General features: G+C 64.0%; 14 protein-coding genes. 6 read left to right on the top strand and 8 right to left on the bottom strand.

Annotated elements, in window-relative coordinates; translation table 11 throughout:
- Positions 1–3: 3 nt before the first annotated feature.
- Together BMI87_RS08680 and BMI87_RS08675 are read left to right on the top strand one after the other, a co-directional pair.
- On the top strand, positions 4–2286 hold the full coding sequence (locus BMI87_RS08680) for a PAS domain-containing sensor histidine kinase (RefSeq protein WP_246832672.1): 2283 nt from the start codon (positions 4–6) through the stop codon (positions 2284–2286).
- Positions 2283–3683: a sigma-54 dependent transcriptional regulator gene (locus tag BMI87_RS08675; protein ID WP_078520784.1), complete on the top strand. Its 1401-nt coding sequence runs from the start codon at positions 2283–2285 to the stop codon at positions 3681–3683. The genes BMI87_RS08680 and BMI87_RS08675 overlap by 4 nt, the downstream gene beginning before the upstream one ends.
- A 101-nt stretch (positions 3684–3784) precedes the next feature.
- On the opposite strand, the gene BMI87_RS08670 is transcribed toward BMI87_RS08675, so the two are convergent.
- The 6 genes from BMI87_RS08670 to BMI87_RS08645 form a co-directional block, all read right to left on the bottom strand.
- Positions 3785–5113: a branched-chain amino acid ABC transporter permease gene (locus BMI87_RS08670; protein WP_078520783.1), complete on the bottom strand. Its 1329-nt coding sequence runs from the start codon at positions 5111–5113 to the stop codon at positions 3785–3787.
- Positions 5110–6117 (bottom strand): branched-chain amino acid ABC transporter permease, encoded by a 1008-nt coding sequence (locus BMI87_RS08665; protein WP_078520782.1) that lies wholly within the window; start codon positions 6115–6117, stop codon positions 5110–5112. Before BMI87_RS08665 ends, BMI87_RS08670 begins: the two co-directional genes overlap by 4 nt.
- Positions 6118–6120: 3 nt before the next feature.
- Complete coding sequence (locus BMI87_RS08660) at positions 6121–6825, bottom strand: ABC transporter ATP-binding protein (protein WP_078520781.1); 705 nt, start codon at positions 6823–6825, stop codon at positions 6121–6123.
- On the bottom strand, positions 6822–7682 hold the full coding sequence (locus BMI87_RS08655; protein WP_078520780.1) for an ABC transporter ATP-binding protein: 861 nt from the start codon (positions 7680–7682) through the stop codon (positions 6822–6824). Before BMI87_RS08655 ends, BMI87_RS08660 begins: the two co-directional genes overlap by 4 nt.
- A 104-nt stretch (positions 7683–7786) precedes the next feature.
- Positions 7787–8971 (bottom strand): ABC transporter substrate-binding protein, encoded by a 1185-nt coding sequence (locus BMI87_RS08650; RefSeq protein ID WP_078520779.1) that lies wholly within the window; start codon positions 8969–8971, stop codon positions 7787–7789.
- Positions 8972–9162: 191 nt separating this feature from the next.
- Positions 9163–10191, bottom strand: a complete 1029-nt coding sequence (locus BMI87_RS08645) for a GlxA family transcriptional regulator (protein ID WP_108722344.1) — start codon at positions 10189–10191, stop codon at positions 9163–9165.
- Between the two features lie 222 nt (positions 10192–10413).
- Here BMI87_RS08645 and BMI87_RS08640 point away from each other — a divergent pair, with 222 nt between their 5' ends.
- Entirely contained in the window at positions 10414–11784 is a 1371-nt protein-coding gene (locus tag BMI87_RS08640) for a class II 3-deoxy-7-phosphoheptulonate synthase (RefSeq protein ID WP_078520777.1), read from the top strand.
- A 146-nt stretch (positions 11785–11930) separates the two neighbouring features.
- Here BMI87_RS08640 and BMI87_RS08635 read toward each other — a convergent pair whose 3' ends face one another.
- Positions 11931–12695, bottom strand: coding sequence for a PAS domain-containing protein (locus BMI87_RS08635; protein WP_078521036.1), 765 nt, complete (start codon positions 12693–12695; stop codon positions 11931–11933).
- A 174-nt stretch (positions 12696–12869) separates the two neighbouring features.
- Between BMI87_RS08635 and BMI87_RS08630 the strand changes: the two genes are divergently transcribed.
- Genes BMI87_RS08630 through BMI87_RS08620 form a run of 3 tightly spaced genes read left to right on the top strand, consistent with a single transcriptional unit; the run spans position 12870 to position 14973 of the window.
- Positions 12870–13805, top strand: coding sequence for a YicC/YloC family endoribonuclease (locus BMI87_RS08630; RefSeq protein WP_246832671.1), 936 nt, complete (start codon positions 12870–12872; stop codon positions 13803–13805).
- Positions 13806–13810: 5 nt separating this feature from the next.
- Positions 13811–14455, top strand: a complete 645-nt coding sequence (gene gmk / locus BMI87_RS08625) for a guanylate kinase (RefSeq protein WP_078520775.1) — start codon at positions 13811–13813, stop codon at positions 14453–14455.
- Positions 14452–14973 carry a gamma carbonic anhydrase family protein gene (locus tag BMI87_RS08620; protein WP_078520774.1) on the top strand — a complete coding sequence of 174 codons (522 nt, stop codon included), beginning with the start codon at positions 14452–14454 and terminating at the stop codon, positions 14971–14973. The genes gmk and BMI87_RS08620 overlap by 4 nt, the downstream gene beginning before the upstream one ends.
- Here the strand turns inward: BMI87_RS08620 and BMI87_RS08615 are convergent.
- Positions 14970–15323 carry a hypothetical protein gene (locus BMI87_RS08615; protein ID WP_078520773.1) on the bottom strand — a complete coding sequence of 118 codons (354 nt, stop codon included), beginning with the start codon at positions 15321–15323 and terminating at the stop codon, positions 14970–14972. The two genes, BMI87_RS08620 and BMI87_RS08615, sit on opposite strands and share 4 nt — an antisense overlap.
- Between the last annotated feature and the right edge of the window lie 189 nt (positions 15324–15512).

Here is a 15512-nt window from a genome sequence, read left to right as displayed (position 1 = left end):
TTAGTGCAGGGCAGCACGGCATATCGCTCAGGCTGGGACCGTTTGGCGCGCTTTCGCCGCCAGAAGCGGGTGCGCAACCTGTTTACCTTCGGTCTGGTCGTTCTGGGCCCGGCGCTCGCGATTGCGACCTTTATAGTCCTCGGGCCCTTGGGACAGGGGGCGGACAGCACCGCGCTGCGCCTGATCCTGCTCGCCGATTTCGTCTATTTCCTGCTACTCGCCGGTCTGATCCTGATGCGGCTGGTGCAGATCATTGCGGCACGGCGCGCGCATTCCGCCGGATCGCGGCTGACCCTGCGCCTGACGGGCGTTTTCGCGGGCATCGCGCTGGTGCCGACGATCCTCGTCGCGGTCTTCGCGTTCCTCACGGTGAATATCGGTCTCGAGGGCTGGTTCTCGGATCGCGTGCGCTCGGTCGTGGGCACGTCGCTTCAGGCCGCCGAGGCGTATCAGTCCGAGCATAAGCGCGATCTTGTGCAGGATAGCCGGGCGCTCGCGAATTTCCTCAATCTGCGGCGGCAGGCCTCGACCTTCATGTCGGATGGCGAACTGCGCGAATTGCTGATCACCGGGCAGGCGGGCATCCAGCGCGGCGTGAAAGAGGCCTATGTGATCGACGGCACGGGCCGGATCGTAGCCCGCGGCGATCGCTCCTATCTCTTTGATTACGAAGAACCTTCCCCGCGCGACATCGTCGAGGCGCAGAAGGGTGAGACGGTGCTGATCGAGGATTGGCCGAACTCGGAACTGCGCGCGCTGATCCGGCTCGATGCATTTGTAGACCGCTATCTCTATATCTCGCGCAAGGTGGACGGGCAGATCCTCGCGCTGCTCGATAAAACGCGCGAGACGGTGACGCTCTATCAGCAATTGGAAAGCGCGCGCGGCCGGGTGATTTTCGAATTCGGGCTGCTTTACTTCGGCTTCGCGCTGATCCTGATCCTCGCCGCGCTCTGGATGGGCCTGTGGTTCGCAGAGCGCCTGTCGCGCCCCATCGGACGGCTTGCCGCCGCGGCAGAGCGCGTCGGGTCGGGCGATCTGGATGCGCGGGTCATCGAGGCCGAGGGCGACGACGAGATCGCGACCCTCGGCGAGGCGTTCAACCGGATGACCGGGCAGTTGAAGGGCCAGCGCATGGCCCTGATCGAGAACCACCGCGAGACCGAGGAACGTCGGCGGATGTTCGATTCCGTGCTGTCTTCGGTGACTTCGGGGGTGATCGGGCTTGATGCCGATGGGCGCATTGACTTCGTGAACCGGGCGGCGATGACCTTGCTGGCGCTCGATAGTGCGCGTGACAATGCTCGCGAACTCTCGACCGCCGTTCCGGAATTCGTCGGGCTTTACAATCGCTTGCAAGACGGTCTTAACGAGGTCGCGCAGGAGGAAATCCGGGTCTCCCGCGGCGGGCGGCTGGAAAGCCTGCTGGTGCGCATGGCGGTGCGGCGCAACGATCTGGGCACGCCCGAGGGCTATGTGGTGGCCTTCGAGGATGTGACCGATCTGGTCTCGGCGCAGCGCATGGCGGCATGGGGCGACGTGGCGCGCCGCATCGCGCATGAGATCAAGAACCCGCTCACGCCGATCCAGCTCTCGGCCGAGCGGATCAAGCGCAAATTTGGCAAGATGACCGAGGGCGAAGATCTCGAGACGCTCAATCAGCTCACCGGCGTGATTGTGCGGCAAACCAATGACTTGCGGCGCATTGTTGATGAATTTTCGCGCTTCGCCCGGATGCCGGAACCCGACCGTGCCGATCACGATCTGGCTCAACTGGTGCGCGACGCCGCGACCCTGCAGCAAGACAGCCTGCATGGCGCGAAACTGGTGACGGATGTCCCGACCGAGCCGGTGATCGTCGAACTGGACGCGACGATGATTTCGCAAGCGGTGACGAACCTTGTGAAGAACGCAGGCGAAGCGATTGAATCCTATACGGAAAAAGGCAACGTGGAAGAAGGCTTCGCGCCCGAGGTTCGCCTCGATATGCAGGTCGCGCCCGAGCATGTGACAATCCATATCGCGGATAACGGGATCGGCCTGCCGCCGGACCGCTCGCGGCTGTTCGAGCCTTACGTGACGACGCGCGAGAAAGGCACCGGGCTGGGCCTTCCCATCGTCAAGAAGATCATTGAGGAACATGGTGGAACGCTGACGCTGAGCGACGCGCCCGCCTTTGCAGAGGGTGCCCATCGCGGGGCGCTCGCCGAAATCAGGCTCCCACGCGCGCGAGCAGCGCTCAGAGCCATCAAGGAGAGGGGCGAAGCCCCCGGGGAAGTGACATGAGCGACATTCTGATCGTCGACGACGAGAAAGACATCCGCGAGCTGATCGCCGACATCCTGCGCGACGAAGGCTTCAAGACACGGCTCGCGGCGAATTCCAACGAGTGCATGGATGAGATCAACGCCCAGGAACCGGCGCTGATGATCCTCGATATCTGGCTGAAGGACAGCAAGATGGACGGGATCGACATCCTCAAGACGGTCAAGCGCGACAACCCGGACGTGCCGGTGATCATCATCTCGGGCCACGGCAATATCGAGATCGCGGTGGCGGCGATCAAGCAGGGCGCCTACGACTTTATCGAGAAGCCCTTCAACATCGACCAGCTGATGGTGGTGATCTCGCGCGCGATGGAGACGGCGCGGCTGCGGCGCGAGAACTCGACGCTGAAACGCCGCGACATGTCCTCGGGCGAGATGATCGGCGACTCGGCGGCGTTCCGGCGACTGAAGGATCAGCTCGACAAGGTGACCAAGTCCAATGGCCGGGTGATGCTGACGGGCGAGCCGGGCTCGGGCAAGGAGATGGCCGCGCGCTACATCCACCAGTTCTCGACCCGTGCGGCGGGGCCCTTCATCACCGTGAATTCCGCCTCGATCGAACCCGACCGGATGGAAGAGGTGCTCTTCGGGCGCGAAACACCCGAGCGCGGCGTCGAGAAGGGCCTCTTGGAGCAGGCCCACGGCGGCGTGATCTATTTCGACGAGGTGGCGGAGATGCCGCTCGGCACGCAGTCGAAAATCCTGCGGGTTCTGACCGAGCAGCAATTCTTGCGCGTCGGCGGGGCCGACAAGGTCCGCGTCGATCTGCGGGTGATCTCGTCGACGACCCGCGATCTGATGACGCAGATCCGCGAGGGGCTTTTCCGGCAGGAGCTCTACGACCGGCTGAACGTGGTGCCGATCGAGGTGCCGCCGCTCTCTGAGCGGCGCGAGGACGTGCCGCTTCTGGCCGATCATTTCCTGCGCGGGTTCAACGAGACCCAGGGCCTGCCGCTGCGTGAAATCTCGGAAGAGGCTGCGGCGCTGATGCAGACGATGGATTGGCCCGGCAACGTTCGCCAGCTGCGCAACGTGATCGAGCGGGTGCTGATCCTCGGCGAAGGCACGGGCGCGATCGAGGCGCGCGAGCTGCCCGGTCAGGAAGGCCCGGCGGATGAGGGGCGCATCGTTCTGGGCGGTGCGCTCGCCACGCTGCCCTTGCGTGAAGCGCGCGAGCTGTTCGAGCGCGAATACCTCCTCACGCAGATCAACCGCTTCGGGGGCAACATCTCGCGCACCGCGAATTTCGTCGGCATGGAGCGCTCGGCGCTGCACCGCAAACTCAAATCGCTCGGCGTCGTCACCACGAACAAGGCGGGCGCCCGCGTCGCCCAATTCGACGGCGGCGAGGAGTAACGAAAAAAGCGCGCCTCCTTTCGGGGCGCGCGTTTGTTTTCGGCTTGGAAGAAATATCCCGGGGTGAGCCCGGAACGGGCGAGGGGCAGAGCCCCTCGTTTTTATTTCTCCGGCAAGAGCCCGCGCGGGCTGAAGCGCAGCACCATCAGCAGGATGATCCCCATCACGAGCATCCGCATATGCGGGGCCGACTGGATCAGGTGATCCTTGAGCCCGCCATCGGGGAACGGTGCGGCCAACGCGCCCATGATATCCGGGCCCCAGTCGCCCGCCTTGACCCAGACATACCAGATCAGCACGCCACCGAGGATCGAGCCCCAGTTGTTGCCAGAACCGCCCACGATCACCATCACGAGGATCAGGAAGGTGTAGCGCAGCGGGTTGTAGGAGGTCGGCGTCATCTGCCCGTCGAGCGAGATCATCATCGCGCCCGCAAGCCCGATCACCGCCGAGCCCAGCACGAAGATCTGCAGGTGGCGGCGGGTGACGTTCTTGCCCATTGCCGCAGCCGAGATCTCGTTGTCGCGGATCGCGCGCATCATCCGGCCCCAGGGCGATTTCAGCGACATCTCGGTCAGCCAGATCAGCGCGAGGATGACGATCACGAACAGAACGAGGAAGGCCAGCTTCACCGCGATGGTCGAGCCCAGCTGCGGATCGAGGCCCCAGCTCTGCATCTGTGCGACGAAATCGGGCGAGTTCTGCAGGTCGATCTCGTAGGGCACGGGCCAGGGGCGCGGGATGCCGTTGACGTTCAGCACGCCGCGGTCGAGCCACTGCTCGTTCTTCAGGATCGCGACGATGATCTCTGCGATGCCGAGCGTGGCGATCGCAAGGTAATCCGAGCGCAGGCCGAGGGCGGTCTTGCCGACCAGCCACGCAGCCCCTGCGGCCAGAACCGCGCCCACGGGCCAAGAGATCAGCGTCGGAAGGCCCAGCCCGCCGAGGTTGCCCTGCGCCGAGGGGTTGATCGCCTCGATCACCTCGACCGCCGGATCGAACAGCCAGCGATAGGTGAAGAAGCCGACGATCAGCACGGCGGTCACGGCGAGGCCGCGCGTCTTGCCGCGCAGGTTGCGCCAGATCCAGACCGCCGCGAGCACCGCGACGATCGCCACGAAGAAGGCCGCCATGATGTCCGGACCGCCGCCCGAGAAGGCGCCGGGGGTGGGCGGCATGGAGATCAGCACCGGGGCGAGGCCGCCAAGCGCGAGGAAGCCCATCGCGCCCGCGTTGAACAGCCCCGCATAGCCCCATTGCATGTTCACGCCGAGCGCCATGATCGCCGACAGAAGCCCCATGTTGAGAATGCCGAGCGCCGAGTTCCAGCCCGAGGTGAAGCCCTCGAGGAGGATGAGCGCGGCCATGATGGCGAAGAAGAGGGGGGCGCGGAGACGGCTGGTCTCGCCAGCCTGACGATTGCTGCTCATACGATTTTCCCCTTGAAGAGGCCGGTCGGCTTGAAGATCAGGACGAGGATCAGGATCGTGAAGCTGACTGCGTATTTGTAATCGGTGGAGAGAAGCTGAACGAGCCCGTCCGGCTCCCAGTTCGGGACCAGATAGGTCGCGACCTTCTTCCATGCGTAGGTGAGCCCCACTTCCGAGAAGGAGATCACGAAGCCGCCCGCGATTGCGCCCACCGGGTTGCCGATGCCGCCGACGATGGCCGAGGCGAAGATCGGTAGCAGGAGCTGGAAATAGGTGAAGGCTTTGAACGACTTGTCGAGCCCGTAAAGCGTGCCTGCGATGGTCGCGAGCGCCCCGGTGATGATCCAGGTGACCGCCACGACCTTGTTCGGGTCGATGCCCGACAGCAGCGCCAGATCCTCGTTATCGGAAAACGCGCGCATGGATTTGCCGGTGCGTGTCTTGCCGAGGAACCAGAACAGCGCGGCCACGGTGATGATGGCGGTCACGACGGTTATAACTTGGGTCGAGCGCAGCGTCAGCGGCTCGTGCAGTCCCGTCATGTCGCGCCATTGCCGGGCGTTGATGACGAAGCGCGTGCCGTCGTCGAAGTTGATCTGGTCGACGCCGATCAGGAAGCGCGTGAGCGCGTTCATCACGAACATCACGCCGACCGAGACCATGACCATGACCACGGGTGCGGCCCTGACTTTTCGGTAATATTGGTAAACGACCTTGTCCGTGCCCAGCATCAGCGCCGCGGTGACCGCGATGCCGAAGGGCAGGGCGAGAAGGGCGGTCGGCAGCGGGCCAAAGCTGATCCCCATCGCCTGGAAACCCCAGGTGATCAGGATCACGACCCCGGTGCCGAAGGCCATCGTGTCGCCATGGGCGAAGTTGGAAAACCGCAGGATCGAATAGATCAGCGTGACCCCGAGCGCCCCGAGCGCGAGCTGCGCGCCATAGGCGGTGGCGGGGATGATGACGTAATTGGTGACCGCGACAAGCGCGTTGATGAGTTCCATTCCTCAGCCCCCCAGGAAGGTGCGGCGGACTTCCGGGTCGGCCAGAAGGGCCTCGCCAGTGTCGGTGTATTTGTTCGCGCCTTGCACGAGGACATAGCCTTTATCCGCGATCTCAAGGGCTTGGCGGGCGTTCTGTTCGACCATCAGGATCGAGATCCCGCTGCGGGCGACCTCGATGATGCGATCGAACAGCTCGTCCATCACGATGGGCGAGACGCCCGCGGTCGGCTCGTCGAGCATCAGCAGTTTCGGCTGGGTCATCAGCGCGCGGCCCACGGCCACCTGCTGACGCTGGCCGCCGGACAGCTCGCCCGCGTTCTGGCGGCGCTTTTCCTTCAGGATCGGGAACAGATCGAAGACCTGATCCATCGTGCCCCGGAAATCGTCGTCGCGGATGAAGGCGCCCATCTCGAGGTTTTCCTCGACCGTCATGGTCGGGAAGACGTTGTTTACCTGCGGGACGAAGCCCATACCTTTCTTAACGCGGTCCTGCGGCGAGAGGGCGGTAATGTCCTGCCCGTCGAGCGTGACCTTGCCTTCGCGCAGGCCTAGCATGCCGAAGACCGCCTTCATCGCGGTGGATTTGCCCGCGCCGTTGGGGCCGACGATCACGGCGATCTCGCCCTTTTCGACGGTCAATGTGCAGTCGTGCAGGATGTCGGCCTTGCCGTAGCCGCCGGTCATGTTGGAGGCGTTGAGATAGCTCATTGGGCACCCCCTTTGCCGGCTTCATCGCCCAGACCGGGCTGCGCGCCGTGGTCTTCATGGGCGGCGGTCTCGGCGGTTTCCTCGGCCTTGACCTTGTTCTTCAGCCCGGTGCCCAGATAGGCCTCGATGACCGCTTCGTTTTCCATGATGTGATCGGCAGAGCCTTGGGCCAGCACCTTGCCCTCGGCCATCACGATGACCGGGTCGCAGAGGCGGCCGATGAAATCCATGTCGTGTTCGATCACGCAGAAGGTGTAGCCGCGCTCTTTGTTGAGGCGCACGATGGCATCACCGATCGTGTTGAGAAGCGTCCGGTTCACGCCCGCGCCGACCTCGTCGAGGAAGACGATCTTGGCTTCGACCATCATCGTGCGGCCCAGCTCCAGAAGCTTCTTCTGGCCGCCCGAGAGGTTGCCCGCCTTCTCATCCTTGAGATGCGAAATCGTCAGGAAATCAAGAACCTCATCGGCTTTCTTCAGAAGCGCCGCTTCCTCGTCGCGGATATGTTTTCGCCCGAACCATGTGTTCCAGAGCGTCTCGCCCGCTTGGGCCGTGGGCACCATCATCAGGTTCTCGCGCACGGTGAGCGAAGGAAACTCATGCGCGATCTGGAAGGTGCGCAGCAGCCCCTTGTGGAACAGCTCATGGGGCGCAAGCCCGGTGATGTCCTCGCCATCCATCGTGACACGGCCCGCGGTGGGTTCGTGTACGCCTGCGATGACGTTGAAGAGCGTGGATTTGCCGGCGCCGTTGGGGCCGATCAGCCCGGTGATCGAGCCGGTCGCGATTTCGAGGCTCGCGCCATCGACCGCGCGGAATCCGCCGAAGGATTTAACTAGGTTTTCAACCCGGATCATAGGGTCCCCTGAGTTGTAGGCGCGTTAGCTTCACGCCGCATCTTGTTGTTTTATAATTGAAAACAGCCCGGATCGCTCCGGGCTGCTTCAGCTCTGATGACCGCTTAGCGGTATTTCACCGTCTCGATCTTGTCGTCCTTGATCGCGATTTCGCGGAAGGTGCCCGCGGCTTCGCCATTGCCGATCAGGTTGACGGCGGTCGCGCCTTCATAGTCGACCGGCTTGCCTTCCTTGATCAGGTCGAGCGCCTTGCCCAGCTCGCCGGGATAGATCTTCTCGCCGGGGCCGTTCGCGACTTCCATGACCTTGTCCTTGTAGACTTTCGGGTCGGTGGAATCCGCCGCCTGCATCGCGAGCAGCATCAGAGCCGCCGCGTCATAGGCGCCGCCCGAATAAGCCGACGAGCCGTCGAACCCGGCTTTCTCGGCCATGCCGAGATAGGTCTTCATGCCGTCGCCTGCCGAGTCGGGAAGCTGGCCGAAGGAGCCGTTGATTTCCGAGCCGAAATTGTCTTCGAGCGTCTGGCTGACCATGCCGTCCGGGAAGACGAAGGTCTCGAAGGCGCCGGTGTCGAGCGCGCCGCGCAGGATGCCCGAGCCGCCCTGGTCGATATAGCCGACGATGACGAGCGCGTCGCCACCTGCGGAAGCGAGCGATGCGACTTCAGCGGAGTAGTCGCCTTTGCCGTCTTCGTGCGCGGCCGAGATGGTCACGGTGCCGCCTTTGGCCTTGTAGGCTTTCTCGAAGCTGTCGGCGAGACCCTTGCCGTAGTCGTTGTTGGTGTAGGTCACGGCGACGTTCTTGATGCCCTTCTCGAGGATCTCGTCGGCCATGACTTCGCCCTGACGCGCATCCGACGGAGCGGTGCGGAAGAACAGGCCATCATCTTCGAGCGTCGAGAGTGCCGGCGAGGTTGCCGAGGGCGAGATCATCACGACGCCGTTCGGCATGGCGACGTTTTGCAGGACAGCGGTGGTCGCGCCCGAGCACATTGCGCCCATGATGCCAGCGACCTTGTCGGTAGTGACCAGCGTTTCGCCTGCCGCGGTCGCGGCTGCTGCGTCGACGCAGGTCGAGTCGCCGCGGACTGCGGTCACGGTGTCGCCACCCAGCAGCTTGCCGGAATCGGAGACTTCCTTGATCGCCATCTCGGCACCCTGCGCCATCGGCGGGGCGAGCGATTCAAGCGGGCCGGTAAAGCCCAGCAGGACGCCCATCTTCACGTCATCGGCATATGCGCCAGTCGCGCCAAGCGCGATCGCAGCCGAAGCCAGAAGCAGTTTTTTCATGTGTTCACTCCCGTGTTGGAACTCGCGTTCTTGCGCGAGGTTAGTGCGCGGTTTGTCAAATGTGAAGAACCGCGAGTGGCGCGATGACGCGAAAAACGGACCCGAAGGTCAAGGTGCGCGCAATGCGACGTAACGGCAATTTGGGGTTATGTGCAAATTCGTGAAAGGCGCGGGGGTCGATTGCGCAATTTTCAGTCGAGCGAGTCTTCCGGCCCTAAATCCACGGTGGAGTCCAGGCTTTCCTTTTCGCCCGCAGCGCTCGCGCCGCGTTCACGGTAAGGTGTGGTCTGGTAATGCGCGCGGTAGCATTTCGAGAAATGCGACGGGCTCGCGAAGCCGCAGGCCATGGCCACGTTGATCACGCTCATTTCCGTTTGCATCAACAGGTTACGCGCCTTTTGCAGCCGCAATTCCATGTAGTAGCGCTTCGGCGAGCGGTTGAGGTAGCGACGGAACAGCCGCTCCAGCTGGCGCGCGGACATGCCCACTTCGGTCGCGAGCGTCGCGGGGCTGATGGGGTCTTCGATATTGCGTTCCATCCGCCCGATCACCTGCGCGAGCTTGGGGTGGCGCACCCCGATCCGGGTGGGAATCGACAGCCGCTGCGTGTCGCGATCCGAGCGGATCGAGGAATGGATCAGCTGATCGGCCACCGTATTGGCCAGCTCTTCGCCGTGATCGCGGGCAATCAGCCGCAGCATCAGGTCGATCGAGGCGGTGCCGCCCGCCGTCGTCACCCGGTTGCCGTCGATCACGAAAACACCCTTGGTCAGCTCGATATCGGGGAAATCCTCGGCGAAGGCGTCGACATTCTCCCAATGGATCGTCGCGCGTTTGCCGTCGAGTAGCCCCGCGCGGGCCAGCGCATAAGAGCCGGTGCACAGGCCCCCGATCGTAGCACCGCGCCGTGCCTCGCGCCGCAGCCAGTTCAAAAGCGGCTTGGTGACCGCCTCGGCCACGTCGATGCCGCCGCAGACCAGCACCATCGTATCGCGGCCCAGTTCCTCCAGCCCGATATCGGTGCGGAAGGTCGTGCCGTTCGAGCAGGTGACATCCTCGCCGGTTTCCGAGGCCAGTTTCCAGGTGTAGAGCGTGCGGCCCGAAACCTGATTGGCGAGGCGCAGCGGCTCGATCGCGCTGGCGAAGGCCATCATCGTGAACCGGTCGAGAAGCATGAAGACGACCGAGCGCTGGCGCGCGTCCGGGGCGATCCGGATCATCCCCTGCGAAGGGGCTGGGCGACGGGTGGGGCGGGGATCAGGCATGTCGTCAATCCGTCATCTGTGGTGAATCACCGAAACAGGAAATTGGTGCCCGCCGCAAGAGGGGGAACTTACGGAGGGGCCCGCAGGCGTGCGGAAATGCAATTTCGGGTTTGTTTCCCTGACCCGCGCCGTCTATAAGCGGCGCCGAATGAAACGACCACGCTTTTGGAGGATCAGATGGGCAAGGGTTGGAGCAAATCGGACTGGCGCGCGAAACCGCGGGTTCAGATGCCCGACTATCCCGATCAGGGGGCGCTGAACGCTGTCGAGGCACAGCTGTCGCGGATGCCGCCGCTGGTCTTCGCGGGCGAAGCACGCACGCTGAAGGCGGAGCTGGCGAAAGCCGCGCGCGGCGAAGCATTCCTGCTGCAGGGCGGCGATTGCGCCGAGTCCTTCGGGGAATTCTCGGCCGATAACATTCGCGACACCTTCAAGGTGATGCTGCAGATGGCGGTCGTGCTGACCTGGGGCGCGAAGGTTCCGGTCATCAAGGTCGGCCGCATGGCGGGGCAGTTCGCCAAGCCGCGTTCGGCACCGACCGAGACCATCGACGGCACCGAGCTGCCGAGCTACCGCGGCGACATCATCAACGGCTTCGAGTTCACCTCGGAGGCGCGTCTGCCCGATCCGAACCGGATGCTGCAGGCCTACACGCAGGCGGCCGCGTCGCTGAACCTGCTGCGCGCTTTCTCGACCGGTGGTTTCGCCGATATCCACCGCGTCCAAAGCTGGATCGCGGGCTTCACCGATGCCGACGATGCCGAGAAATACCGTCAGGTCGCCGATCAGATCTCGGAGGCGATGGACTTTATGCGGGCCGCGGGTGTGACCTCGGAAACCGCGCATGAGCTGGCTTCGGTCGATTTCTACACCTCGCACGAGGCGCTGCTGCTGGAATATGAAGAGGCGCTATGCCGCATCGATTCCACCTCCGGCCTGCCGATCGCGGGCACCGGCCACATGCTCTGGATCGGCGACCGCACCCGTCAGCCCGACGGCGCGCATGTCGAATTCGCACGCGGCGTGCAGAACCCGATCGGTCTGAAATGCGGCCCCACCACCACCGAGGACGACCTCAAGGTGCTGATGGAGAAGCTGAACCCGGAAAACGAGGCGGGTCGTCTGACCCTGATCGCGCGCTTCGGCGCGGGCAATGTCGGCGATCACCTGCCGCGCCTGATCCGCACCGTCGAGGCCGAGGGCGCGAATGTCGTCTGGTCCTGCGATCCGATGCACGGCAACACGATCAAATCGGCCTCGGGTTTCAAGACCCGTCCCTTCGAGTCCGTGCTGCGCGAGGTGAAGGAATTCTTCGCGATCCACAAAGCCGAGGGCACGATCCCCGGCGGCGTGCATTTCGAGATGACCGGCAAGGACGTGACCGAATGCACCGGCGGCGTGCGCGCCGTGACCGATGGCGATCTGTCCTCGCGCTACCACACCGCCTGCGACCCGCGTCTGAACGCAAGCCAGTCGCTGGAACTGGCCTTCCTCGTCGCCGAGGAGCTGCAGGACCGCCGCAAGTTCGCGAAAGCGGCATCGCAATAAGCGCGCGCCGCGCTGCGGCAGGTTTCAACGGATTGATTGGCCCGGACCTTTGTGTCCGGGCCTTTTTCATGCGTGGCGTTGCAGAGAATAATCAAAGCGTGACAGGGAGTTGCGGGCTGTAGCTCGGCGGCTGCGCGAGGGCTTCTTTACCCCTCCTGACGCACCACCCTGAACATCGCGCGGCGCTCGTCCGGCGTCATCTCGGCCAGATGCTCGGCGCGGGTTTTTGGGCGTGGCGTGTAGGGCGTCTGGCCCTCCGCAAAGCCCGAACTGGCGGGCATCGGCGCGGGCTGCTCGAATTGGGGCGCGGCGCGGAAATCGCGTCCGGCAGGTTTGGGCTGGGGCGGCATCTCCAGCGGCTTGATCCGGGCGCCCGTGAAGGTAAAACGACGCGGGGCGCGGCCCGCATCGTGAATGTCTTCCGCCTCGCCGGTATTGCGCAGAGGCTCTGCCACGAAACATCCCAGCACCCGCGTCACCGCGCCGAAATCATCCGTAAGCGGCAGCATCAGAAGATGACCGGCCAGACCCGGCTTGCCGATCCCGGCCTCCGAGACAAGCTGCGCCTCGGCGATGGCGGGGCGCGCGAAGACGGCCTCGGTCAGATCGGCGATCTGCTTGCGGCCTTCGGGCGCGAAGAGCGAGGTCAGGGGCATCCCGCGCACCTCCATCCCCATCAGGTCGCAAATATGCTGGCCCGCGAGACGAAACCGCCCCATGCCCGGCGCGATCCGCTCGAGGATGAAGGCGAATTCCAGCGCGCGGTCGATGCCGCGCGGATCGATATCGGCGCGCGCGGGCATCGGGCGGCCGGCCAGCAGCGCTTCCCAATAGGCGCGCAGCTCGTTGCCGATCCGGCGACCTTTGGCCGAGGCGGGGGATGCGGCGTTGCTGTCGGTCTCGCGATCCATTTCAATCATCCTTACTTCGTCCCGCGCGGCATGGGCGCGGGGTGGCTGTCTCGCGCCCGGCGATCGGGCGGCATGTGCCGCCTTGCGGTTGACCGTCAGGGCGAAATCGTTACTGAACTCTTACCAAGGCCAAGTTAGGCCATTTTTTCGTCACATGGGGAAAGAAACTCTTAAATGGTTAAACCCGCTCCAGAGCCGCGCCCGGAGGGGGCGCCCGCCGCCGCGACTGTCTCGATGACCGGATTTGCCGCCGGACAGGGGAGCGGCGCGGGGCACGACTGGAGCTGGGATCTGCGCTCGGTCAATGGCAAAGGGTTCGACCTGCGGCTGCGGCTGCCCGATGTCGAAGGGCTGGAGCCCGCGCTGCGCAAGGCGGTCGGCGACCGGGTCGCGCGGGGCAATGTCACGCTGAACCTCAAGCTCACGCAGGCCGCGGGCAGCGCCGCGATGCGGATCGAGCCCGACGTGCTCAATGCCGCCCTTGCCGCCGTCGACAAGGTTGAGCGCGCCGCCGAACGCAAGGGCGTGGCGCTGGCGCCGCTCAAGCCGAGCGATCTGATGGCGATGCGCGGAGTGGTCGACCACTCGGGCGGCACGATCGAGGATCCCGTGGCACTGCTGGCAGCACTGCTCGAGAGTTTCGAGCCCGTACTGGAGAGTTTTGTTGCGATGCGCCGCGAGGAAGGCGCCCGGACCGGCGCTTTGCTGGCCGCGCGCATCGACGAGATTGCCGCACTCACCGACGAGGCCGCAGAGGCTGCTGCCGCGCGCGCCCCGAAGGCAGCAGAGACGCTGAAGGCCGCGCTTGCGCGGGTGATGGAGGCCACCGAGGCCGATCCCGACCGGGTCGCGCAGGAGCTGGCCCTGATCGCGATCAAGGCCGATGTCACCGAAGAGATCGAGCGCCTCCGCGTCCATGTCGAGGCGGCTCGTGCGCTTCTGGCCGAGACCGGGCCCGTGGGCCGCAAGTTCGAGTTTCTCGCGCAGGAATTCGTCCGCGAGGCCAATACGCTGTGCTCGAAATCGGGCGATGCGGAGTTGACGCGGATCGGTCTGGCGTTGAAATACGCGATCGACCAGCTGCGCGAGCAGATCCAGAACGTAGAGTAATTCCGATGCCCGATACCAGCCGCCGCGGCCTTCTCATTATCCTTTCGTCGCCCTCGGGCGCAGGCAAATCCACGCTGGCCAAGCGGCTGATGAACTGGGACCCGACGCTGCGCTTCTCGGTCTCGGCCACGACCCGCGATCCGCGCCCGGGCGAGAGCGACGGGGTGGAGTATTTCTTCAAATCCCGCGCCGAGTTTGAAAAGATGGTCGATCAGGGCGACATGCTGGAACATGCCGAGGTGTTCGGCAATTTCTATGGCACGCCGAAAGGCCCGGTGGAGGCCGCGATGGGCGAGGGGCGCGATACGCTGTTCGACGTCGACTGGCAGGGCGGGCAGCAGATCCGCAACTCCTCGCTGGGCAAGGACGTGGTCTCGATCTTCATCCTGCCGCCCTCGATTGCGGCGCTGGAAGAGCGTCTGCGCAGCCGTGCGCAGGACAGCGATGCCGTCATCAACGGCCGGATGGAAAAATCGCTCGCCGAAATCAGCCATTGGTCGGAATATGACTATGTTCTGGTCAATGATGATCTCGACCGCGCCGAAGAGCAGTTGCGCACGATCCTGACCGCCGAGCGCAGCCGCCGCGACCGTCAGACCGGGCTGAATGAATTCGTGCGAAAACTGAACAGGGAGTTCGAGGCAAGATGATTTACGAACTGGACGGGATCGCCCCCGAAATCGCCAAAGACGCATGGGTCGCGCCCGACGCCAATCTGATCGGCAAGGTGGTGCTGGAAACTGAGGCCTCGGTTTGGTTCGGCGCCACTCTGCGCGGCGATAACGAGGAAATCCGCGTGGGCGCGGGTTCGAATATTCAGGAAAACGTCGTCTGCCACACCGATATGGGCTTTCCGCTGGTGATCGGCGCGAATTGCACGGTCGGGCACAAGGCGATGTTGCATGGCTGCACGATCGGGGACGGCTCGCTGATCGGCATGGGGGCGACGGTGCTCAACGGCGCGAAGATCGGCAAGGGTTGCCTGATCGGCGCGGGCGCGCTGATCACCGAAGGCAAGGAAATCCCCGATGGCAGCCTCGTGATGGGCGCGCCGGGCAAGGTGGTCCGCCAGCTTGACGAGAAGGCACTGCAGGCGCTGCTGGGCTCCGCCGCACATTATCGCGAGAATGCCGCGCGCTTCTCGAAGGGGCTCAAAGCGATCGGTTAATTGTCGCGAAACTCATCTACCGGCAGGGTGAAGATGTCGAAGTCGAGCTGGGGATGCGCGGCGCGCACCTCCTGCCGGATGGCTGAGATATTGGGCAGCGGGCGGGAATAGGCTCGCAGCTTGCCGGTGAACCCGAATTCCTCGAGCCGCTTCGCGAGGTCGAGAATGTCGAACCTCTCCGACAGAAGCGGAGCCAGCACCAGTTCGGGGCGCAGCTTCACCATCTTTTGCGCGGTGATCTGGTCGTATTGAAGCACCTGAATCGCCTGGCCGGAGATCTCTTTGAGCGAAGACGGCAGCTCACGCGCGGGGTCGACCAGCAGCAGGTTGCTGGTCTCAGACGCCTTCACACATTGAAAGAGAACGGCTTGTAAGGCGAGACGGGAACGGGGGGTTCTTGACATAGTAATAGTGCAAACCTCATCGCCCCCGCGGTGTAAGTGACGGGATCCGGAAAGATCCCATGAAATACACGCCTAGGTTTAGCGTTTTTTCACTTATTTCACAAGGCACTGATTGTTGACTGCGAAGCGTGAGTT

This window comes from Thioclava sp. F28-4 (assembly GCF_002020045.1).
GTDB lineage: Bacteria > Pseudomonadota > Alphaproteobacteria > Rhodobacterales > Rhodobacteraceae > Thioclava > Thioclava sediminum.
Note: the sequence above shows the minus strand (reverse complement) of the source record. Positions and strands in the feature narration are given on the sequence as shown.

Coding starts and splice junctions, on each gene's coding strand:
- BMI87_RS08675 (WP_078520784.1), top strand. CDS start 2,283: ATGAGCGACATTCTGATCGTCGACGACGAGAAAGACATCCGCGAGCTG.
- BMI87_RS08670 (WP_078520783.1), bottom strand. CDS start 5,113: ATGAGCAGCAATCGTCAGGCTGGCGAGACCAGCCGTCTCCGCGCCCCC.
- BMI87_RS08665 (WP_078520782.1), bottom strand. CDS start 6,117: ATGGAACTCATCAACGCGCTTGTCGCGGTCACCAATTACGTCATCATC.
- BMI87_RS08660 (WP_078520781.1), bottom strand. CDS start 6,825: ATGAGCTATCTCAACGCCTCCAACATGACCGGCGGCTACGGCAAGGCC.
- BMI87_RS08655 (WP_078520780.1), bottom strand. CDS start 7,682: ATGATCCGGGTTGAAAACCTAGTTAAATCCTTCGGCGGATTCCGCGCG.
- BMI87_RS08650 (WP_078520779.1), bottom strand. CDS start 8,971: ATGAAAAAACTGCTTCTGGCTTCGGCTGCGATCGCGCTTGGCGCGACT.
- BMI87_RS08645 (WP_108722344.1), bottom strand. CDS start 10,191: ATGATCCGGATCGCCCCGGACGCGCGCCAGCGCTCGGTCGTCTTCATG.
- BMI87_RS08640 (WP_078520777.1), top strand. CDS start 10,414: ATGGGCAAGGGTTGGAGCAAATCGGACTGGCGCGCGAAACCGCGGGTT.
- BMI87_RS08635 (WP_078521036.1), bottom strand. CDS start 12,695: ATGGATCGCGAGACCGACAGCAACGCCGCATCCCCCGCCTCGGCCAAA.
- BMI87_RS08630 (WP_246832671.1), top strand. CDS start 12,870: ATGGTTAAACCCGCTCCAGAGCCGCGCCCGGAGGGGGCGCCCGCCGCC.
- gmk (WP_078520775.1), top strand. CDS start 13,811: ATGCCCGATACCAGCCGCCGCGGCCTTCTCATTATCCTTTCGTCGCCC.
- BMI87_RS08620 (WP_078520774.1), top strand. CDS start 14,452: ATGATTTACGAACTGGACGGGATCGCCCCCGAAATCGCCAAAGACGCA.